17 protein-coding genes, 5 tRNA genes and 1 pseudogene are annotated in these 21,574 nt (G+C 50.0%); 21 read left to right on the forward strand and 2 right to left on the reverse strand.

Going from position 1 to position 21,574, the window contains the following annotated elements; all coding sequences use genetic code 11:
- The first annotated feature begins 187 nt into the window (after nucleotides 1-187).
- From ACO0K9_RS00080 to ACO0K9_RS00165, 18 genes are all read left to right on the forward strand, one after another.
- Nucleotides 188-3,055 (forward strand): FimV/HubP family polar landmark protein, encoded by a 2,868-nt coding sequence (locus tag ACO0K9_RS00080; protein ID WP_422980643.1) that lies wholly within the window; start codon nucleotides 188-190, stop codon nucleotides 3,053-3,055.
- Between the two features lie 70 nt (nucleotides 3,056-3,125).
- Entirely contained in the window at nucleotides 3,126-3,944 is an 819-nt protein-coding gene (truA, locus tag ACO0K9_RS00085; RefSeq protein ID WP_422980644.1) for a tRNA pseudouridine(38-40) synthase TruA, read from the forward strand.
- A 170-nt stretch (nucleotides 3,945-4,114) separates the two neighbouring features.
- Nucleotides 4,115-5,908, forward strand: a complete 1,794-nt coding sequence (lepA, locus tag ACO0K9_RS00090; RefSeq protein WP_422980645.1) for a translation elongation factor 4 — start codon at nucleotides 4,115-4,117, stop codon at nucleotides 5,906-5,908.
- Nucleotides 5,905-6,816: a signal peptidase I gene (gene lepB, locus ACO0K9_RS00095; RefSeq protein ID WP_422980646.1), complete on the forward strand. Its 912-nt coding sequence runs from the start codon at nucleotides 5,905-5,907 to the stop codon at nucleotides 6,814-6,816. The genes lepA and lepB overlap by 4 nt, the downstream gene beginning before the upstream one ends.
- A 306-nt stretch (nucleotides 6,817-7,122) precedes the next feature.
- Nucleotides 7,123-7,533: a DUF4845 domain-containing protein gene (locus tag ACO0K9_RS00100; RefSeq protein WP_422980647.1), complete on the forward strand. Its 411-nt coding sequence runs from the start codon at nucleotides 7,123-7,125 to the stop codon at nucleotides 7,531-7,533.
- Between the two features lie 6 nt (nucleotides 7,534-7,539).
- Nucleotides 7,540-8,547, forward strand: coding sequence for a ribonuclease III (rnc, locus tag ACO0K9_RS00105; RefSeq protein ID WP_422980648.1), 1,008 nt, complete (start codon nucleotides 7,540-7,542; stop codon nucleotides 8,545-8,547).
- An 18-nt stretch (nucleotides 8,548-8,565) separates the two neighbouring features.
- A complete protein-coding gene (gene era / locus ACO0K9_RS00110; protein WP_422980649.1) occupies nucleotides 8,566-9,468 on the forward strand; it encodes a GTPase Era in 903 nt (300 codons plus the stop codon).
- A gap of 8 nt (nucleotides 9,469-9,476) precedes the next feature.
- Nucleotides 9,477-10,358 (forward strand): DNA repair protein RecO, encoded by an 882-nt coding sequence (gene recO / locus ACO0K9_RS00115; protein ID WP_422980650.1) that lies wholly within the window; start codon nucleotides 9,477-9,479, stop codon nucleotides 10,356-10,358.
- Entirely contained in the window at nucleotides 10,355-11,125 is a 771-nt protein-coding gene (pdxJ, locus tag ACO0K9_RS00120; RefSeq protein ID WP_422980651.1) for a pyridoxine 5'-phosphate synthase, read from the forward strand. The genes recO and pdxJ overlap by 4 nt, the downstream gene beginning before the upstream one ends.
- 1 nt (nucleotide 11,126) lies before the next feature.
- The gene (acpS, locus tag ACO0K9_RS00125) at nucleotides 11,127-11,528 is read left to right on the forward strand and encodes a holo-ACP synthase (RefSeq protein ID WP_422980652.1); all 402 of its coding nucleotides are present in this window, start codon (nucleotides 11,127-11,129) and stop codon (nucleotides 11,526-11,528) included.
- A 33-nt stretch (nucleotides 11,529-11,561) separates the two neighbouring features.
- Nucleotides 11,562-13,430: an excinuclease ABC subunit UvrC gene (uvrC, locus tag ACO0K9_RS00130; protein WP_422980653.1), complete on the forward strand. Its 1,869-nt coding sequence runs from the start codon at nucleotides 11,562-11,564 to the stop codon at nucleotides 13,428-13,430.
- Nucleotides 13,431-13,676: 246 nt separating this feature from the next.
- Nucleotides 13,677-14,261: a CDP-diacylglycerol--glycerol-3-phosphate 3-phosphatidyltransferase gene (gene pgsA / locus ACO0K9_RS00135; RefSeq protein WP_422980654.1), complete on the forward strand. Its 585-nt coding sequence runs from the start codon at nucleotides 13,677-13,679 to the stop codon at nucleotides 14,259-14,261.
- A gap of 58 nt (nucleotides 14,262-14,319) precedes the next feature.
- A tRNA-Gly gene (locus ACO0K9_RS00140) sits at nucleotides 14,320-14,395 on the forward strand.
- Nucleotides 14,396-14,458: 63 nt separating this feature from the next.
- Nucleotides 14,459-14,534, forward strand: a tRNA-Gly gene (locus ACO0K9_RS00145).
- 35 nt (nucleotides 14,535-14,569) lie between these two features.
- Nucleotides 14,570-14,645: transfer RNA gene (locus ACO0K9_RS00150), tRNA-Gly, on the forward strand.
- Between the two features lie 104 nt (nucleotides 14,646-14,749).
- Nucleotides 14,750-14,823, forward strand: a tRNA-Cys gene (locus ACO0K9_RS00155).
- A gap of 78 nt (nucleotides 14,824-14,901) precedes the next feature.
- Nucleotides 14,902-14,994: transfer RNA gene (locus ACO0K9_RS00160), tRNA-Leu, on the forward strand.
- A gap of 480 nt (nucleotides 14,995-15,474) precedes the next feature.
- Complete coding sequence (locus ACO0K9_RS00165) at nucleotides 15,475-15,984, forward strand: hypothetical protein (RefSeq protein ID WP_422980655.1); 510 nt, start codon at nucleotides 15,475-15,477, stop codon at nucleotides 15,982-15,984.
- A gap of 304 nt (nucleotides 15,985-16,288) precedes the next feature.
- On the opposite strand, the gene ACO0K9_RS00170 is transcribed toward ACO0K9_RS00165, so the two are convergent.
- Nucleotides 16,289-18,274: an NACHT domain-containing protein gene (locus tag ACO0K9_RS00170; protein WP_422980656.1), complete on the reverse strand. Its 1,986-nt coding sequence runs from the start codon at nucleotides 18,272-18,274 to the stop codon at nucleotides 16,289-16,291.
- 182 nt (nucleotides 18,275-18,456) lie between these two features.
- On the opposite strand from ACO0K9_RS00170, the pseudogene ACO0K9_RS00175 reads away from it, so the two are divergent.
- Nucleotides 18,457-19,313, forward strand: a pseudogene (locus ACO0K9_RS00175) (IS3 family transposase); the annotation flags it as partial.
- Between the two features lie 218 nt (nucleotides 19,314-19,531).
- Nucleotides 19,532-20,038, forward strand: coding sequence for a DUF2846 domain-containing protein (locus ACO0K9_RS00180; protein WP_422980657.1), 507 nt, complete (start codon nucleotides 19,532-19,534; stop codon nucleotides 20,036-20,038).
- A 277-nt stretch (nucleotides 20,039-20,315) separates the two neighbouring features.
- On the opposite strand, the gene ACO0K9_RS00185 is transcribed toward ACO0K9_RS00180, so the two are convergent.
- Complete coding sequence (locus ACO0K9_RS00185; protein WP_422980658.1) at nucleotides 20,316-20,771, reverse strand: RidA family protein; 456 nt, start codon at nucleotides 20,769-20,771, stop codon at nucleotides 20,316-20,318.
- Nucleotides 20,772-20,935: 164 nt separating this feature from the next.
- Between ACO0K9_RS00185 and ACO0K9_RS00190 the strand changes: the two genes are divergently transcribed.
- The gene (locus ACO0K9_RS00190) at nucleotides 20,936-21,562 is read left to right on the forward strand and encodes a hypothetical protein (protein WP_422980659.1); all 627 of its coding nucleotides are present in this window, start codon (nucleotides 20,936-20,938) and stop codon (nucleotides 21,560-21,562) included.
- Nucleotides 21,563-21,574 lie beyond the last annotated feature (12 nt).

Genomic DNA, 21,574 nt, shown 5'->3' on the forward strand with positions numbered 1-21,574 from the left:
CAACAACATTTATGCGATATCCTTACATTTAGGGCTTCTTGATGTGTTTACCACTGTGATAAATCGCGTTAAGCTTGCGTGGCAATGTTTGTAATGTTAATGTGAAACATTAGGACGCGTCGCTAAGCATTGAAAAGCGTCACCCAGCGGACTTTGTTCGCCAAAAATTCCCAATATGTCTGACAAAATGCATAATCAAAAAAAATCGTCTGTGATCACCCTGGGACGCAAGGCGTTAAGTATTGCTGTAGCGTCATCCCTGTTTATGTTGTCGAGTGCACATGCTACCGGCCTGGGTAAGTTGACCGTGTTGTCAGCACTGGGTCAGCCTCTGCGTGCAGAGATAGAATTGACCTCTCCCAGCAAGGAAGAGGTCGATTCTCTGGTGCCCCGACTGGCGTCGCCAGATGCGTTCAAACGGTCAAATATAGACTTTAATTCGGCCCTGTTGTCACTGCGTTTTGCGATTGAACAACGCGGCCAGGCATATGTCATTCGTGTCAGTTCAGCAGAGGCGATGAACGAACCATTTGTCGACATGTTGCTGGAAATGAATTCCTCCAACGGCAAATTAATGCGGGAATATACCTTCCTGCTGGACCCCGCAGAACTGCGCAATAGCCAGTCTGCGCAAGTCAGCAACCCTATAACCGTTGCTAACCAGCCACAAAATGCTGCAGGGAAAAATACTGCGCAAAATGGTCGTCAATTAAATGCAGTTGCCAATGCGGCTGCCGGCAGGGCCGCTACCAAAGCAGCGGCTGCTGCTGCACCAGATAGCAATAAAGAAGCCAAAGCAGCTGGCGATTACCAGGTCAGAAAAGGTGACACGCTGGGAAAGATCGCAGGCAGCTACAAACCTGAAGGCGTATCGCTGGATCAGATGCTTGTCAGTTTGTATCGTGCCAATCCCCAGGCTTTCAACAGCAATAACATGAATCGCCTGAAGTCTGGCCAGATTCTGACAATTCCTGATGCGGAATCGGTACGTGCCACGACTGGCAGTGAAGCACACTCCGTCGTGACAGCACATGCCGCCGACTTCAATGCCTATCGCAATCGTTTGGCTGATCAGGTTGCCAATGCGCCTGCAGAAAAAACGCCAGCGACCGGAAAACAAAGTGCTGGCGGTGCCATCACGGCCAAGGTCAAAGAAGTACCTACTGCCACCAGCGATTCACCCGATAAGCTGAAACTGTCAAAAGCCAGTCCTGCGGATGCCACAAAAAACGCCAAGGGCAAAGGCGGGTCTGAAGAGGATCGCCTGGCAAAAGAAAAAGCAGCAGCCGAAGCCAGTGCCCGCATGAAGGAACTGGAAAAGAACGTTGGCGACCTGCAAAAATTGCTTGAAGTTAAAAACAAGGATTTAGCCGCGAAACAGGCTGAGCTGAATGCCAAGGAGCAAAAATCCAAGGCCAGTGCATCTGCTGCAGCTGCACCAGCCCCAACTCCTGCCCCAACCCCGGCACCTGCACCGGTAGCAACACCAGCTCCCGCTCCAGTCCCTGCACCTGCTCCAGCACCGGTCGTTGCCAGTGCAGCAGCCCCTGTAGCCAGCGTGCCGGCACCGGCACCAGCCGCTGCGTCGACTGCGGCATCGGTTGCAACACCCAAACCACCGGTCAAACGCAAACCAGTTGCTCCACCCCCACCACCTCCGCCAGAACCAGGCTTCTTCGATAACCTGTCTGACTACCTGTTGCCTGGTGGCGCTGCCATCCTCGCATTGCTGGGTGGGTATGGTATCTATACCAGCCGTCGCAAGAAAAAATTGCAACAGTTTGAAGACAGTATCCTGACCGGTTCCAGCATGAAGGCCAACTCCATGTTCGGCTCGACTGGTGGTCAAAGTGTGGATACCAATAACAGTGTGTTCAACTCCAATTTTGCGCCGTCTGCCAGCCAGCTGGATGCGAATGAAGTTGATCCGGTTGCTGAAGCTGATGTTTATATCGCTTATGGTCGTGATTCACAGGCAGAAGAAATCCTGAAAGAAGCATTGCGTACGCAGCCAGATCGTCATGCGGTCAGGGTCAAGCTGCTGGAAATCTATTTTGCCCGCAAGGATGCGAAAACCTTCGAGCGTCTGGCCAGTGAGTTGTATGGCATGACCAGCGGTGAGGGTGATGACTGGTCACAGGCAGCGTCCATGGGTATCGTGCTGGAACCAGGCAATCCTCTGTATGCCGGTGGCAAAGCCAAATCGGATACTGCGGCTGGTACGGGCTTGGGTTCTGGTACCCAGCCGCTGGAAGATCTTGATCCGGAAGCCTTGCTGGGCAATTCCCTGTCTCAGGACATGCTGGAAGCCATCAGTATCATCGATACGGCACAACGTGATTCCGGTGCCGCAGCGAAGAAGGCAGAAGCTGCTGAACCTGCAGCAATGGATGAAGGCGCGCTTGATTTTGACCTGGATATCTCGGATGCTGGCGAGCCTATCGTGCCAAAAATTCCGGTCGCTGCTGAAAAAGCCAAGCCAGTTGAAGAGCCTGCAGCCGCTGACGTGGATTTTGGTACGATCGATTTTGATTTTGCCGTGAAAGAGCCTGAGCCAGCTGCACCGCCTGCAATACATGCCGCTCCAGCGGTAGCTGAAGCAGAAGCAGATAAATTTGATCTGGGAATGGATTTTGCCAGCGACAAGGCAGGCGCTGCACCTTTGTCCACCTCATCCACTGCCAGCGCCGATGCAGCTACTGCTGAACTGGAAAGAGAACTGATGGCAGCACTGTCGGTTGAGCATGAAGCAGAAGCTGCACCTGCGCTGAATCTGTCACACCCTCCGGCGGATGCTGGTGCTGCATTCGAATTTGACTTGTCTGGTATCGATCTTGACCTGGCACCTGCAGATGCCACCGCAGCAAGCGCAACAGCGGCGGAAGCAGAAAGCCCTGCACACAATGCAGAAATGGCAACCAAGCTGGACCTGGCCGTGGCTTACCATGAGATCGGTGATAAGGAAGGTGCCCGCGAGTTGCTGGATGAAGTCTTGAAGGGTGGTACCACAGAGCAAGTGGAAAAAGCCAAGGGGATGATCGCTGAAATGGCGTAACTGGTTTGACTTGAATGCAGCGGGCGCGGCAAATGCTGGCGCCCGTTTTGTTTTTTGATATGGAATTGGTGTGAAACGATTAGTTTTAGGCGTGCAGTATGATGGTAGCTCCTGGCATGGCTGGCAAACGCAGCCATCCGGGAATACCGTGCAGGATACGCTGGAGAAGGCCTTGCAGCTATTCACTGGTGCCGCTGATATCCGTGTTACCTGCGCTGGCCGCACGGATGCTGGCGTGCACGGGATAGAGCAGGTCGTGCATTTTGACACCGACCTGTATCGCGCAGAGTATTCCTGGGTAAATGGTGTGAACGCCTTCCTGCCGGCATCGGTGGCGGTGCAGTGGGCGAAAGAATTGCCCATGGACCCCGAATCTGACGACAACTTCCATGCCCGTTTCAGTGCGCGTGCACGCACCTATCATTATATTTTACACAACTGCAAAGTACGTTCACCCATGTGGATGAATCGTGCCGGCTGGGTATTTCGCCCACTGGATGTTGAGCGCATGCGTGCCGCTGCGGTACATTTGATCGGCGAGCATGACTTCACATCTTTCCGTGCATCCGGCTGTCAGGCCAAAACGCCGGTGAAGAACATGTACAGCATACAGATACAGCGCCAGGGTGAAATGATCATCTTTACGCTGCGTGCCAGTGCCTTCCTGCACCACATGGTCAGGAATATTGTCGGTTCGCTCATCTTTGTCGGAACCGGCAAGCGTGAGCCGGAATGGATGGGCCAGGTGCTGACCAGCCTGAACCGTGAAATTGCCGCCCCCACGTTTATGCCGGATGGTTTGTACCTGGCAAAAATCGATTATGAGGACAAGTGGCAGTTGCCGCAAAGAGAGCTGGTGGAAACCCTGGCTTTCTTATCGTTTTTATAGTTTCAGAATTGCATCACTTTGACGATTTCTCGGCTTTCCGGGATGAAATCCGGTAAAATGGCGTTTTGCAAAACCCAAACTGAAGGCGCTCGCCTGGGGATCCTTGCCCAGTACGGAGCGCTTTTTTTGTAGCCGGTATTCGCCTCACCTTTGTTTCTTTTGTAATTTCAATGAATAACATCCGCAATTTTTCGATTATTGCCCATATTGATCACGGCAAATCCACACTCGCAGATCGTATCATCCAGATTTGTGGAGGTCTTTCCGACCGGGAGATGGAAGCACAGGTACTCGATTCCATGGATATTGAACGTGAACGCGGTATCACGATCAAGGCCCAGACAGCAGCATTGCATTACAAAGCCAAAGACGGCGTGGTGTATAACCTGAACCTGATCGATACCCCCGGTCACGTCGATTTCAGTTATGAGGTCAGTCGTTCCCTGTCGGCCTGTGAAGGCGCTTTGCTGGTGGTGGATGCATCGCAAGGTGTCGAAGCGCAAACCGTAGCCAATTGCTATACCGCCATCGAGCTGGGTGTAGAAGTCGTGCCAGTCCTGAACAAGATTGACCTGCCATCTGCAGACCCGGAGAACGCCTGCAAGGAAATTGAAGAAGTCATTGGTATCGATGCCTCAAATGCCGTGCATTGCTCGGCTAAAACTGGCCTGGGTGTCGAAGAAGTGCTGGAATCCATGATCGCCAAAGTACCGGCGCCCAAAGGTGATCCTACCGCACCCCTGCAGGCTCTGATTGTTGACTCATGGTTCGATAATTATGTCGGCGTGGTCATGCTGGTGCGTGTCATGAATGGTACTTTGCGCCCCAAGGACAAGATATTGTTCATGGCGACCGAAGCCCAGCATCTGGTGGAAAGCGTGGGTGTTTTTACCCCTAAATCACTGAGCCGTACCGAATTGTCGGCAGGGCAGGTAGGCTTTGTCATCGCCGGCATCAAAGAATTGAAATCGGCAAAAGTAGGCGACACCATTACGGTTGCCAATAAACCTGCGGCTTCACCGCTGCCGGGTTTCAAGGAAGTGCAGCCACAAGTGTTTGCCGGCCTGTTCCCGGTTGAAGCGAATCAGTACGACGCCTTGCGTGATTCCCTGGAAAAGCTCAAGCTCAATGACGCAGCCCTGATGTATGAACCTGAAGTTTCGCAGGCGCTGGGTTTTGGCTTCCGCTGCGGCTTCCTGGGTTTGTTGCACATGGAAATCGTGCAGGAACGCCTGGAACGTGAATTTGACATGGACCTCATCACCACTGCACCAACGGTGGTGTATGAAGTGCTGATGGCCGATGGCACCATCCTGATGGTGGATAACCCATCCAAGATGCCTGAACCGTCGAAGATAGAAGAAATCCGCGAGCCTATCGTTACCGTGAACCTTTACATGCCGCAAGAATATGTGGGCTCGGTGATTACCCTGTGCACGCAAAAGCGCGGTGTGCAGCTGGATATGAATTATCACGGTCGCCAGGTCAAGCTGACCTATGAAATGCCGATGGCTGAAATCGTCCTCGATTTCTTTGATCGCCTGAAATCCACTTCACGCGGTTATGCGTCCATGGATTATGAGTTCAAGGAAAACCGTGCCGCTGATGTCGTCAAGGTCGACATGCTCATCAATAGCGAAAAGGTAGATGCACTGGCGATTATCGTCCACAGGGCAAACAGCCATTTCCGTGGCCGTGCCGTGGCCGCAAAAATGCGTGAACTGATCCCGCGCCAGATGTTTGACGTGGCTATCCAGGCCGCTATCGGCTCCAACATCATTTCCCGCGAAAACGTCAAAGCCTTGCGCAAGAACGTGTTAGCGAAATGTTATGGTGGCGATATCAGCCGTAAGCGTAAACTGCTGGAAAAACAAAAAGCAGGTAAAAAACGCATGAAACAAGTTGGCTCGGTAGAAATTCCGCAAGAAGCATTTTTGGCGATTTTACAAGTGGATGAAAAATGAGTTTGCAATCAATTTTGGGCAATTTTGCCCTGATTCTGTTTGTTTTGACAATAGTTACCGGCATCATCTGGTTTCTGGACATGTTTGTTTTTTCCAAGCAACGCCAGCAAGTGGCGGATAAAGCCCTGGCTGAACTGGATGCACGCACGGCCCGCCTGACTGCTGATGGTATTCGCGTCGACGAAAATGGCCGCCAGGAACTGCAAGCCAAATTACTGCGTCAGCCAATCTGGATCGAGTATTCGGGCAGCTTTTTCCCTGTCATTGCACTGGTGTTTTTCTTGCGCTCCTTCTTGTTTGAGCCGTTCAAGATACCCTCCAGCTCTATGTTACCCACGTTGTTTGTTGGTGATTTGATACTGGTAAATAAATTTACCTTTGGCGTACGTTTGCCCATAATCAATAAAAAAGTCATTGAGATAAATGACCCAAAAAGAGGGGATGTCATGGTATTTAAATACCCTGTTGACCCTACTGTGGACTATATTAAACGTGTGGTTGGCGTGCCTGGTGATAAAATTGTGTATAAAAACAAACGCTTATCGATCAATGGTAATGAGCTTTCGTATGAAAACCGGCCAGATTTTCTGGATGAAGAGCGCTTGAGTTATTTCAAGCAGTACAATGAAAATCTGACGGGTGTTTCACACAATATCCTCAATGACGAGCAGGCACCGACATTTGTGAATGGCCCGCATGATTTCCCGGGGCATGAATTGTGCACCTATGGCAACGACGGCTTTGCCTGTACCGTACCAGAAGGGCAGTATTTCATGATGGGCGACAACAGGGATAACAGTCAGGACAGCCGTTACTGGGGTTTTGTACCCGACAAGAATATTGTTGGTAAAGCGTTTTTCATCTGGATGAATTTAGGCAATATCAAGCGTATTGGTAGTTTTCATTAAGAACCTGTTTGCGATCTGTAGTGAGCGGGCGTCAGCGAGAGTCAGGGTAATATAAAGCGCAGCGCAAAAAGCGGAATGTACTCTGGTACATGCGCATTTTGAGCAGCACATGAGCCCCGATCACGCCCGCGCAGTAGGATCGCAAGCGGGTTCAAAGGAATCGCTGTGGTAGTTCGTTGGCGACCCAATGTGGATTCCAAAAGCGGGCCTGCTACGCAGGTCTGGCTTCCTGGTACACAATAAGGTCGCTCGCGATACTTCTTCGGCATGTTCTCAAGCTTCAATCTTAATCAGGAACTGAAATCTATGTCATACACACCTTATTCCACTCTGTACAGGCAAAAAGGCATCTCTCTGATCGGTTTGATCCTTTCCCTGGGCGTGATTATTATGCTTGCCATGCTGGCTATGAAAGTGGCACCGACCGCGATTGAATACAATTCAATCCGCAAAGCCATCGTCACCGCAAAAAATGCAGGCAGTACCGTCAGGGAAGTGCAGGTCTCTTTTGATAAACAGGCCGAAGTGGGTTATTTCGATGCGATAGCAGGCAAGGACCTGGTCATCGTCAAAAATGGTGATGAAATAGAAGTCAGCTTTTCGTACGACGTAAAAATCCATTTGTTTGGCCCCGCCAATTTATTGATGGAATACTCGGGCACGACCGCGAAAAGTGGGATTGTTGCCACAAAGCCAGTAAAGGCAGAAAATAAGTAAGCTCGTATGAATCAACAACTATTGCAGAAAAGGCTGGGGCACCAGTTTAGCAACCCCGCTTTATTGCAGCAGGCTCTGACACATCGTAGTCACAGTGTTTTGCATAATGAACGCCTGGAATTTCTGGGTGATTCTGTCCTGAATTGTGTCGTAGCTTCCTTGTTGTTTGATAGTTTTGCAAATATCGACGAAGGCGACTTGTCCAGGGTGCGTGCCAATCTGGTCAAGCAGCAATCGCTGTACGAAATTGCACAAAGAATAGAACTGTCGCAGTTTTTGCGTCTGGGTGAAGGAGAGTTGAAGTCCGGCGGTTTCCGTCGCCCGTCAATTCTTGCCGATACCCTGGAAGCGCTGTTCGGTGCCATCTTTCTGGATGCTGGTTTTGATGCCGCGCGTGAAGTCATACGCGCCCTGTATGCACCAGTACTGGCAACAGTAGATCCGACCACCCTGGGCAAGGACGCCAAGACCCTGTTGCAGGAATTCTTGCAAAGTAAAAAAATCGCCTTGCCACAATACAATGTGGTGGCCACGCATGGTGCCGCACATAACCAGGAATTTGAAATTGAATGCCTGGTGCCCAAGCTGGAAATACAGGTGTTTGGCACTGGCGGCAGCCGTCGGGCCGGTGAGCAGGCCGCCGCCAAACTGGCGCTGGAAACAGCGCTGGCTATGTTGGTGCGTTCGCCCGCAAGCAAGAAAACCAAGCCACGTGCATCACAATTAAAACTGGCTGGCATTGCGACCGTGCAAACTGAAGCAGTGCCAGAAGCCAAGCCACAGACCACAAAACAAAAAAACCTGCTTGAAGCAGAAGCCACCAGGGCTGACACGCCAAAAGCAGAACTAGTCAAGATAGAGAAAGCTGAAAAAGCCGCTGACAAGCTTGCCGACAAAGCGACTGACAAAGCGACTGACAAGGCTGCAGATAAAGTAGCAGACAAGGCCGCTGGCCCGGCTGTGAATGAAGCCCTGACGACCCTTGATCTTGACCCACACCCTAAAACTGCCTGACGACTGCCTGACGACCGCATGACTGAATTAATAGACAATCCTGATTTCCGCTGTGGTTATATCGCCATCGTCGGGCGACCTAACGTCGGTAAATCGACCCTGATGAACGCCCTGATCGGCGCCAAGGTCAGCATTACCTCGCGCAAGGCACAAACGACGCGCCATCGCATTACCGGCATACAGACCAAAGACAATACCCAGTTCGTGTATATCGATACGCCGGGCTTCCAGACCCGTCATTCGAATGCACTGAACCGCACGCTGAACCGCACCGTCACCACCACGCTGACAGCCGCAGACGTGATTTTGTACATCATTGAAGCGGGCACCTTTGGCCCGGCTGACCAGCAAGTGATTAATTTGCTGCCGAAAGACGTACCTTGCATCCTCGTCATCAACAAATCTGACCGCGTCAAAGACAAGGCCGTGATGATGCCGTTTGCCCAAAAGGTGGCAGCCCTGCATAATTTTTCTGCGATTGTGCCGGTGTCTGCCACCTTGCGCTTCCAGCTGGAAAACCTGGAAAGCGAAATCCGCAAATACCTGCCGCTGAACCCGCCCATGTTTGGCGAAGACGACATCACCGACCGCAGTGAAAAATTTCTGGCTGCAGAAATCGTGCGCGAAAAACTGTTCCGCTTTGTGGGTGATGAATTACCCTACACCAGCACCGTGCTGATAGAAAAGTTTGAACAAGAAGGCAATCTGCGTCGTGTGTTCGTCGCTATCCTGGTGGACAGGGATGGCCACAAATCCATGGTCATCGGCAACAAGGGTGCACGTCTGAAAGACATCTCCACCCAGTCACGTCAGGACATGGAAAAACTGTTTGGTGGCCCCGTGTATCTGGAAATCTGGATCAAGGTCAAATCCGGCTGGGCAGACAATGAAGCCGGTTTGCGTGCTTACGGTTACGAGTAAATCCACCCATGGATGAGCAGGCAGTCGCCGTGCCGGAAGACAGCGCCGTTGCAGACAAGGCAGCGGCTGTACTGCCAGCGCCGCCTGCTGCCAAAAAAACTGCCTCACGCTCACGTGCACCTAAAGTAACACCGGCAAACTCGGCCACCCGGCGCGCTGCCAGCAAATCCCCCGCCAAAGACTTGCGGATACACGAGCAGCCAGGCTTTGTCCTGCATTCCTGGCCGTACAAAGAAACCAGCCTCATCATCGATGTATTGACGCGTGACCATGGCCGCATCGCCCTGGTTGCCAAGGGGGCAAAGCGCCCGCATTCGCAATTGCGCAGCGTCTTGCAGACTTTCCAGCCGCTGCAACTGGGCTGGACTGGTAAAGGCGAAATCCGCACCCTGACCACGGCGGACTGGGTAGGCGGCATGCTGCCGCTAGAAAAATCTGCCTTGCTGTGTGGCTTTTACCTGAATGAATTATTGGTCAAATTCCTGATGCGCGATGAAGCGCATCCGGATTTGTTTGACCTGTATGTCTCCACCCTGAACCAGTTGGCCCATGACGAACCAGCTACCATCGTCCTGCGTCGTTTTGAGCTGGCATTGCTGCGCGAATCCGGCTTGCTGGGTGACCTGACGCGTTGCACGCAACAACGTGAACGCGTGCAGACAGAACAGTTCTATGTGCTTGACCCCGAACGTGGCCCCAGGCCCGCCATGCCAGCCGACACCGTACCCAGGGTCAGCGGCAAGACTTTACTGGCCATGCAGCGCGGCGACTATACTGAACAAAGCACGCAATTGCAAAGCAAGCTGCTGATGCGTTTTTTGCTCGCCCATCACCTGCATGGTGCAGCGCTGAATACCCGGCAAATACTGATCGATTTGCAGAACCTATGAATATCCACCAACAAAGCCAGTTGATAGAACTGGGCGTGAATATCGACCACGTTGCCACCCTGCGCAACGCACGCGGCACAAGCTATCCCGACCCCTTGCAGGCAGCCTTGCTGGCAGAAGAGGCGGGGGCAGATTGCATCACCCTGCATCTGCGTGAAGATCGCCGGCATATCCACGATGCAGATGTGGAACAACTGCGCCCACGCCTGCTGACGCGCATGAACCTGGAAACCGCCGTCAATAACGAGATGCTGGATGTCGCCTGCCGCATACAGCCGCAAGATGTCTGCCTGGTGCCAGAACGCCGCGCAGAAGTCACCACCGAAGGTGGCCTCGACGTTGTCCGTGACTTTGCCAAAGTGCAGGCAGCAGTCAGGCAATTGCAAGCCGCAGGCATACGCGTATCGCTCTTCATCGATGCAGACGAACAGCAAATACAAGCCAGTGCAGAGGCAGGCGCCAGCGTCATCGAAATCCACACTGGCCGCTATGCCGAAGCGGCTGAGCCTGCATTGCAGGCGCAAGAACTGGCACGCATACAGCATGCAGCCATTGCCGGCATACGCCATGGCTTGAAAGTGAATGCCGGTCATGGCCTGCATATGGCTAACACCGCCGCCATTGCTGCCATTCAAGAAATTTCAGAATTGAATATCGGCCATGCCATCGTCGCCCAGGCCCTGTTTGTTGGTTGGCAAAAAGCCGTCAGCGACATGAAGGCCCTGATGGTGAAAGCACGACTGGCCACATTGCACAAAGTAGCCTGACATGATTTACGGCATAGGCACCGACATCGTACAAATCTCGCGCATGCAAGATGCCTTGGTGCGTAATGGTGAACGCTTTACCGAAAAAATCCTGGGGCCGGAAGAGTTGGCTATCTATCGTGAACGCAAGGCCCTGGTTGAAGCCCGTGGCCTGCGTTATCTGGCTACCCGCTTTGCAGCAAAGGAAGCGTTTTCCAAAGCCGTGGGCATGGGCATGCGTGCCCCCATGAACTGGCATGCCGTGCAGACAATGAATAATGAGCAGGGCCAGCCCGTCATACAGAGCTATGGCGACATGCTGCACTGGATGCAAGAACGTGGTCTTAATGCGCGTATCTCGGTCAGTGACGAAACCGATTATGCCATCGCCTTTGTGGTCATTGAACAATCCCTGCTAAAGTAGCGACTTCCACAAGCGCTGCAGATTGATTGCATCATGACCGAACCCCACATTTCAGAAGCACGCCAGCAAGTGCTCGATCTGGTTGCCAAATTACCCAACCTGCCGGGTGTGTACCGCTATTTTGATAGCAATGACCAGGTGCTGTACGTGGGCAAGGCACGTGATTTGAAAAAACGCGTGTCCAGTTATTTCCTGAAAAACCTCTCCAGCCCGCGCATCGCGATGATGGTAGAGAAAATCGCCAAGCTGGAAACCACCGTCACCCGCAGCGAAGCTGAAGCCCTGATCCTTGAAAACAACCTCATCAAGGCATTAAAGCCACGCTATAACATCGTATTTCGTGATGACAAGTCTTACCCCTACCTGAAAATCACCTCAGAAAAAACGCCACGCATGATGTATTACCGCGGCGCGATTGATAAGAAACACCAATACTTCGGGCCGTTTCCTTCCGGCTGGGCAGTCAAGGAATCGATGCAGATCTTGCAGAAAGTCTTCTTGCTGCGCAGTTGTGAAGACAGCGTGTTTTCCAACCGCACCCGCCCATGCCTGCTACACCAGATCAACCGTTGCAGCGCACCCTGTGTCAACATCATTGCGCCAGAAGACTACCAGCAAGACGTTAACCATGCCGCCGACTTTTTGCGTGGTCGCCAGCTCGAAGTCATGCAGACCCTGGAAAAGAAAATGCTCGATTTTTCCATGGAACTGAAATTCGAACAGGCCGCCATGGTGCGCAACCAGATGCAGGCTCTGTCCAAAGTCCTGCATCAACAAAGCATGGAAACCGCAGGCGACGTCGATATCGACATCCTGGCCGTGGTGGTGGAGGGCGGTCGGGCCTGCGTCAACCTGGCAATGGTCAGGGGCGGACGACACCTGGGTGATCGTGCTTATTTCCCTACCCATGTGGATGATGCCGTCAGCGTCGCAGAAAATGAAATCGAGATTGAAGTCATCTCCGCCTTTCTGGCGCAACACTATGTCGATCAATTCATTCCATCCACCCTGGTCATGAATGTGGAACTGGATGCACCTGACCTGATGCTGGCGCTGGCCGAGCAATGCGGTCACCGCATTCATTTATCCTTCCAGCCGCAAGAGCAACGCCGCGCCTGGCTGGACATGGCCGTCAAAGGGGCCAGGCTGGCACTGGCCCGCATGCTGTCAGAGCAGGGTTCGCAACAGGCACGCACCCGCGCCCTGAGCACCGTGCTGGAACTGGAGGTGGAAAACCTCGAAGAACTGCGCGTCGAATGTTTTGACATCAGCCACACCCAGGGCGAAGCCACCCAGGCGTCCTGCGTCGTGTTTCACCACCATGCCATGCAAAATGGTGAATATCGCCGTTTCAACATCAAAGACATCACCCCCGGCGATGATTATGCCGCCATGCGCCAGGTCTTGTTCCGCCGCTATGAAAAAGTCGCCAGCGGTGATGAAGCCAATGAACGCCGCATGCCCGATATCGTGCTGATAGACGGCGGCAAAGGCCAGGTCGAAATGGCAAGGCAGGTTTTTGTTGAACTGGGGCTGGATATCGGCCTCATCGTTGGCGTGGCAAAAGGCGAGGGCCGCAAGGTCGGCCTGGAAACCCTGGTCTTTGTCGATGGTCGTGAAGAAAAAGAACTGGGCAAGGAATCCGCCGCCCTCATGCTGATTGCCCAGATCCGCGACGAAGCCCACCGCTTTGCCATCACCGGCATGCGTGCCAAGCGCGACAAGGCCAGGCAGACCTCGCAACTGGAAGAAATAGAAGGCATAGGCCCCAAACGCCGGCAGCGCCTGCTGGTGCGTTTTGGTGGCTTGAAAGGTGTCAGCGATGCCAGCGTCGCCGATTTGGCCAGCGTCGAAGGCATTTCTCGCCAATTGGCAGAAGAAATTTACAAGCGGCTGCGATAGAGAAATATAATTGCGGCAGGCGCTAGCGGACTGTAACAGTGAAAAGCGAAGTGAAGGACATGTGCCAGGCGAACCAGGGCAAGGCTGGGTTTGCAACAGCACGCAGCGATAGCGGGGCTATCGCGAGTATTTGCAACGCTGCCATGGTCGGCGCGCGCATGGCAGGCACTTCGCTTTTCACTGTTACAGTCCACTAACATTGTAGCCACTGTTCCTGTAGCACATTCTGAATAAGAACCAAAAAACATGCCTTTCAATTTTCCTATCCTGCTGACCTGGCTGCGCGTGGCGCTGATACCGCTGGTGGTCGGTGTTTTTTATCTGCCGGACGTCTGGTTGAGCCCCTTTGAAAAAGGTCTGGCATCCACCACGATTTTTATCGTGGCTGCCGTCACCGACTGGTTTGACGGCTTCCTGGCACGCCGCTGGAATCAAACATCCTCATTCGGGGCCTTTTTAGACCCTGTGGCCGACAAACTGATGGTGGCTGGGGCCTTGCTGGTGCTGGTGCAGCTCGACCGCGTCAACGCCGTTATCGCCTTCGTCATCATCGGTCGCGAAATCACCATCTCTGCCTTGCGCGAATGGATGGCCCTGATCGGTGCCTCCAAATCCGTGGCAGTCAGCTCTTTAGGCAAGATCAAGACCACTGCACAAATGGCCGCCATACCCATGCTGCTGTACTATGACATGCTGTTTGGCGTGCTGGACACCAAGATACTTGGCTCCTGGTTGTTGCTGGTGGCCGCCGTGCTGACAGTGTGGTCCATGTTCTATTATTTGCGCAAAGCCTGGCCACTGATCAAGGAAACCACCGATAAAATGGAATGAGCGTGGAATGAGCAGTTGACAGAAATGGCGGTTCGTATATAATTCTGGTCTTCGCAACGCGGGAGTAGCTCAGTTGGTAGAGCGCAACCTTGCCAAGGTTGAGGTCGAGAGTTCGAGACTCTTCTCCCGCTCCAAAAACTTTTTGGACGGCAGCGAAAAGTAGTACGGAAATAAAACGGCAGCACAGTAGTAAAAATGCGGGAGTAGCTCAGTTGGTAGAGCGCAACCTTGCCAAGGTTGAGGTCGAGAGTTCGAGACTCTTCTCCCGCTCCAAAATGGCGTAGTACCTAAAGTATCAGCAATACAATGCGGGAGTAGCTCAGTTGGTAGAGCGCAACCTTGCCAAGGTTGAGGTCGAGAGTTCGAGACTCTTCTCCCGCTCCAGATTCTGAAGGGAAGCATGGCTTCCCTTTTTTATTCAAGTTGCACCGCATTTCAGCGATAATGAAGCGTGATGAAAATCACCCAGATGCTGAGGTAGCACCCCTGGCGGGGTAGCAAAGTGGTTATGCAGCGGCCTGCAAAGCCGTAGACGCCGGTTCGATCCCGACCCCCGCCTCCAAATACAAAAAAGCGCTTTAGAGCGCTTTTTTTTCAGAACTGACATTAGCCATTCGCTAATGTATAGTTGTAGTAGTGGGCCCGAGTGGTGAAACTGGTAGACACATCGGACTTAAAATCCGCCGCTTCGTTAATAGCGGGCGTGCCGGTTCGATTCCGGCCTCGGGCACCACGTACTTACATCGCATATCATCATAAAACCCCGCAAAGCCAATGAAATCAAGGCTTTGCGGGGTTTTTTTGGTTTCGCAAATACGCAAATTACCGCTTTAAACCACTATTTTCTGTTTCTAACTCCCCACAAACTCCCCACGACAGTTTATTATTCGCCAATTCATTTTTTATTCGAGTGTTATTTTGGCATCGTTCTCAAAAGTGGCGAATGGTTGGCGGGCGCAGGTAAAAATAAATGGTCATCGTGAGTCATTGGTGCGCCCGACAAAGGCACAAGCTGTGGCCTGGGTATCGAAAAGTTGAAGTGGTTGGAAAATTTAAGCGGGGTCCAGCTGGCCACATGTGGAAATACTTCGGCGAGCTCACTGACACTTCTTCGCGATAAAAAGCTGAAATTGCTTCATCGTCCAACCCAACATTCCAGCCGACGTCTTCGGCGCGGCTGAATTGACACGTTATATATATTTTGGAGAGTTATATGGCCTATGTTCTCGTTATAGTTGGAGCTTTGTTGTTGATTGGTTTGTCAGCAATGAATGCAATGTCGGGTATGTACGAAGAAGCTATGGGTTTCGGTGTATTCGGTGTAATGCTTGTCGCATTCACATTAATCTATATTTATTACATTAAGCCAGCAAATGAGCATTTGTCTCGAGATAAACTCATTGAGTGGCTAACGGAAAACTCCAAAAAAATTACTGATAAAGGCGCAGAGTTCAATGGAGTCCTGGTAACTAAAGACTCAGTATTAGTTCGATATTGCATAGTTTACTCAGCAGTTTTCTTTACTCGTAAAGCATTTTCTAATTATTGTATTCAAGGTTCAAAACGATCTATTCGAGTTGGGTTAATAAGCACAATATTTAATCTCATAATGGGATGGTGGGGTATCCCGTGGGGTTTAATTTATACCCCGCAATCGCTCTATATAAACTTAGCGAAAACAGAATCTATTTCTGTTGAAAAATTGCTTGCAAAAAAAATATAACAAATCGTTCCAGAATCGAACAGCGTTGATGAGGGTGGCTCACGGTTCGACGCTGGGGCTATGCGCCGGTCAACTTAAATCGTTAAATGTCACATTGAGTTCGCCACATGGAAAAGGTTAATTGCGCCAAACACGGTGAATTAGATTATGCGTTAGTTTGCATTCATTTGGCTCACCAAAAGGATGATGCCTCACCAATGCAATATTATTGTGGTGATAGCGATCCCGATGATTAATCTCGCTCTGACGTGGAAAATGTTGGTACGCAGGTTGAGCCAGTTGTTTGTCTATTTTCAATTTGATGTCATTTTGATTTTCGTGTAATCGCCATTATTTTTTCTGTGAAACTAGTTCGTGATTCATCGTCTGCAAAAGTATCACAAAAATGTTGGCATTTTTCAGAGATTATTGAAGGAGCTTGGGTTTCACGTATCAACAAGCGAGTGACATTTGCAAAATTTCTATCCGTGTTTAGTATTGAATCGGGATCGTCATTAAGTGATATTGGTGTCTTGATATGGAGGCCAAATATGGTAATCGGCTTTTTCGTACTTTCTGCCCTCCCTGCTACCCTTACAAGCGGATCTCGTTTATTTGCTAAAATTTCAGCTATGATGCCAATATTGTTTCTATATCTTGCAATAATTAAATTCCCTTTTAAATTAGATATTTTTGCAATGGAAAAATGGTCATAAAGCATTTCAATTTCATCATTAATGGCAGCGTCGATGTTCACTCGAAACACCTTCGAATCTCCGGCAGAAACATTCCGCGCCAAAGTGAACGAATTACCGAAACTAATTGAACGTCGCAATTCCACATCTTCGGACGGGATCAATGGGCCGACTTGCAGATACCTTTTTTTGCGATATGTTAGATAGTCTTTAGCAAACGGGAGTGAAAAATACTTTCTAAACGCAGGTTGGTCAATGTCATATACTTGATCCAGCATGTTAATAAATCTCTCAATTTGATTGCTATCTAAAATATGCTTAAAGACATCGGCCTGCTGTTGCTTACCTTCAGTACAGATATACTGAGCAGCGAAATATTCAGCTATAGACTTATGAGCCCATTTATATGCTAGGCCGTCTTTTGCGAAAACTGGTACAGCTTGGGTTATGTCTTCCAAAAAAGCGTTTTCGGAAAAAGCAAGTCCAAAACAAAGGTCTTTCGCCTCATTAATCCACCTCAAAACTTTGTCTTTGTCTCCCTCAATTTCTCCGGACATTGTCGAAATAAAACCCATCACTTTTAGAACTCGATGAAAATTATCCAGGTCGAGTTTAGATTTTTTCTCTCTTGTGTTGTAGCCATCTTTACTGGCATCGTGCCAATCGTACAAGGCGTCAAATACTTGTCGGTAGAAAACATGTTTTTTTTCAGGGAAGCGTTGTTTATACTCAAAACACCTATATAAAAGGGTAGTCAGTAGCGGGTTAACTAAAAATTCACGAACGGGACGCAAATCTTCCCCCTGAAGCCGTGCAATTAAAGTTATTGCTCTTTGCCCGTAGTTATCATATTTTCGAATTAGTTCGAAAGATTCTATGTTTTTTAGTGGGCGGATATGATACTTATCAAAGGATGAAAAAGACGCTAGTGCTGTTTCTGGGCGTGATGTGATTATAAAAAAGTTGTTTGGATAAGTTTCAAAAAATGTTTTTACATTTTTCGTAACTTCCTCACGATCGCCGAATGAAATTTCGTCGTAGCCATCCAAAAAAAATACAAAACGACCTTTCTTCAAAATTGTATTCAGGTCTTCTTCTTCGAATTTATGCTCATTATTTGAATTTATACCATTTAGTTCTTGCTCAAGAAGTACCTTGAGTGTCCTGCTGCGTGATAGGTGTCGCAGTTCGACAAAAATTGGAATGGCAAAATTCGAACGAATACATTGAATTAGCATGTATTTCATGAGAGTAGATTTCCCCATGCCAGCTGTATCCGTGATTAAGACTCGTTTTGAAGATTGAAACAGTTTTTCTGGAAATTTATTAATCAATAATTCTTCGATTGTATAATTTTTGACACTTGGTGAAAGTGTTAGTGGAATATAAAGATCCTCTAGCGACATTGGGTTTTGAAAAACTAATGTATTAAGATATGAATGGCTTTTGATTTGCCTTTCTACATACTCAGCAAACTTGTCAATGAATATACCCTTGACACTATCTGTAAGTTTCTTACTTCCTTGAAATGCCGCTGCGAATATAGGCTTTATTATTGCGCTCGCAATTTCTTTGACCGCTACTGTCGCTAATGCTGTGGAAATAGGGTCTGTCATTTTATGCCTTGGAAGTTAAATTGGTATTTTGTTATGTTATTGTAGTATTTAAATGAAAATTGAAATGTGAAATGTTGTTTTGTTTATACAAATAATAACTTGAGATAAAGCTGGTTGAGCTTCCCCTGAAATTTAGTCTTCCATAGATGGCGTAAAATAACGTTACTTTGGAAGCACAAGAAATGAAGAAGATACCAAAACAGGCCTATACCGTCGAATACAAGGAACTCGCTATCAAACGGGTAGCAGAAGGGGATTCCATCCCGGCAACAGCCAAGGCACTCGGACTAAGTGACCAGACGCTACGCAACTGGGTGAAGGCTGCTGCCTCTGGCAAACTTAACGGTGTTGGCAGCAGAGTAGTGACGCCGGAAGAAATGGAATTGTCTCGACTGCGCGCTGAAGTTGCCCGTCTGAAACGGGAGAACGAAATCATAAAAAAAGCAGCGGCGTACTTTGCGAAGGATGTTCTGTAAAGTACGCCTGGATTAACGCGCAGGGTAAGTCGTTTGCGCTATCCGATATGTGTAAGATTCTGGAAGTCAGCATCAGTGGCTATCGTGCGTGGAAGCGTGGCGGCATACCTGACCGTAAGCGTTTAACAGACGAGCAAATGCTTGCGTTGATACGCGCCATTCATGCTGAAATCAAGGGAGCCTACGGTAGTCCGCGTATGGTGCGGGAACTGCGATTACGAGGTTTCACGGCCAGCAAAGAACGTGTTGAGAGACTGATGCGTGAGAACAATATCCGAGCGCGCCACAAACGGCGCTACAAGGTCACCACAGACTCGAAACACCGCTTTCCAGTAGCAGAGAACCTGCTTGCCAGAAACTTCAGCCCAAACGAACCAAATCAAATCTGGACGTCGGACATAACGTATTTGTGGACAGATGAAGGCTGGCTGTACCTGGCGATCGTTCTGGATCTGTTCAATCGGGAGGTGGTTGGCTGGGCGCTCAGGCCACGCATGACAACGGATACGCTATTACAAATGGACAGACATCTCTCAAATGGGTTTAAGAATCGTGACAGTCCGACTATGCACGTTGTGCTCTTCAATGGAGCTAATGTGCAAGCAGCGTTTGCGTCGCAGTCCTTGGTGGATTTTAGGGCTGGTGCGTCGGAGCTGTTGTTGGATAAAGCGCATCTTTAGGCGTCAAGGTGGTTTTGTTCCTGGGCTTAAAATTCCTGTAATATAAGCAATAAACAAAATAATCACACCAGCTTTTTCTATCACCCAATAATCAAGAGGCCATGAAGAAATTCGCCCGTCAGATATTACCGCTCCTTATAATGCTTTTGCTTTCTGCCTGTTCAGCCACCGGCCCCAAGTTCAGCGTGGCCGCCCAGCCAGCCAAGAACGAGGTACTCATTTACGTTTACCGTCCTGACGCGCCCTTCTTTGGTGGAATCCAGAGCCACTTTTATGTTGATGGCACCAAAGTCGCGTCGCTCAACAAAGAAGGCTATACCGCGTTCTACCTTCCACCCGGCACCCATGTGTTCAAGCAGCATTGGTCCGGAATGGATAACGCCAAGGATACAATTCAATTCCCAATTGAGTTAGAGCCAGGCGAGACACGCTACTACCGCCTGACAATTGGACTTCAGAGTTTTGGTATTGCGCCTGGATATAAAAGCGTGTTCATATCCGCGAGTCATAAATGGGCTATTGCGAACGTGCTGGAACCAGACGCACTTCGCGAAATTGGATTGACTAACTATCAACCACCATTTGACGTCAAGGGAGCACCAAAATAGGCACAGAATAGGGTGTGGATGTACATTGGCTGACCATGCCCAAGTCGGTAGTCAACAGGACGGCTTCCCAGCGGTGGGCTCCGGCAGTCAGTTACTTTTAACATTTGATTGACCTCTGCGCATCCGCATTAAGCAGGGTGCGGGCAGTCATCACCGTTTTTATTAATTTCGTATACCGCAAGATAGAGTGCATCGTGTTTGTCTTCATTACATGTTGATCACAGAATCTGGCAAGACGTGTACGCCTTAACAAATTGCTGAACCAAAGGCACCCAGCCTACGCAACAGCAATCACCTCAATCTCCAGCAACCAAGCTTCATCATAGATACCCGCAATAAGAATGGTCATCGCCGGTGGTACGGCATTCTTGCCGAGCACCTCAGCCCGCACCTCGTAGGCATCCTGGATATAGCGTCGGTCGGACAGGAAGATCGTCATCTTGGCGATGTTGTTGAGGGACATGTCTGCTGCCACCAGCTGTCTTTCGACGTTGGCCCAGGCCAGGCGGCATTGGTCTTTGAAATCTTTTGGGACGGTGCCGTCGCTCGCTTCTGGCACTTGGCCACTAATGAAGAGTATGCGTGAAGGGTTCGATACTTCGTGGCCGTGCGCCCAGCCAGTTTTTGAAGGATTGATGGCACGTCTGGTCATGCTGGATGCTCCGTAGGTTGAAGATGATTGTATAGCGGCGACAAACGCTGCTGTACTGATGCAGAAGCTGCGTCTTTCCAAAATCGTATTCCTTCCAAGTTTTACAGTGTAGGGGTTGGCCTGCCTTTACTCCAATGCTTTCTCAATCTTAGCAGTTTTGGTATGCTGCTCCGCAGGGTATTAAACTGGCTGGAGAAAGCCTCGCGCCTTTACGCAAAAAATCGACCATCACCGGAGTAAGCATAGTGTCACAAATCGTACGCGTAGCAATTGATGAAGATATTCCACAACTGGTGTGGCCGCCATGTTGCCCTAAGTGCGGGGCTACAGGCAAACTGTATAAAACGACCAGCCGGGTAGGGCGGGTGAAATCCTTACGGCCAAATCTGTTGGGCGGCATGACCATGAAGAGTGACGTCTTGTATCTGGCCTTTCCCGGATGTGAGAAGCATGCTCAACAAACTGGTTTGGCTAACGCCCTCCTTGAGAAAAGTCCGTTGATGCATTTGATTCGTCTGATGATGTATATGGCAGCATTTTTTGTTTTGCCCGTGATCATGCGCCCCAAAGCTTTTATTGCCGATTTAAGCTGGTATTCTTTGGTACCTGTTTTCGGCGTATTGGGAATCGCCAGCATTGTCTGGGCCAGAAAAGTCAGTAGCGTCTGGCCGGTACGGTTTGATCCGGATATGGATGTGATTATCATACGGTTTCTTGATGAAGATTATGCCGTGAAATTTCGGCTGGCAAATCGCAAAGCGACCAGCAACGATCTGACTGATGCGCCGCCCTGGTATCAACGTGCTTTGATCTGGAAAGTGCTGGTTATCTGTCTTCTTATTGCATTCATGTCGAAGCTGGCTTTTCGCTGAAACTGTGCCGAC

Origin of the sequence: Undibacterium sp. Ji50W, assembly GCF_049340445.1 — a bacterium.
Classification (GTDB): domain Bacteria; phylum Pseudomonadota; class Gammaproteobacteria; order Burkholderiales; family Burkholderiaceae_D; genus Undibacterium.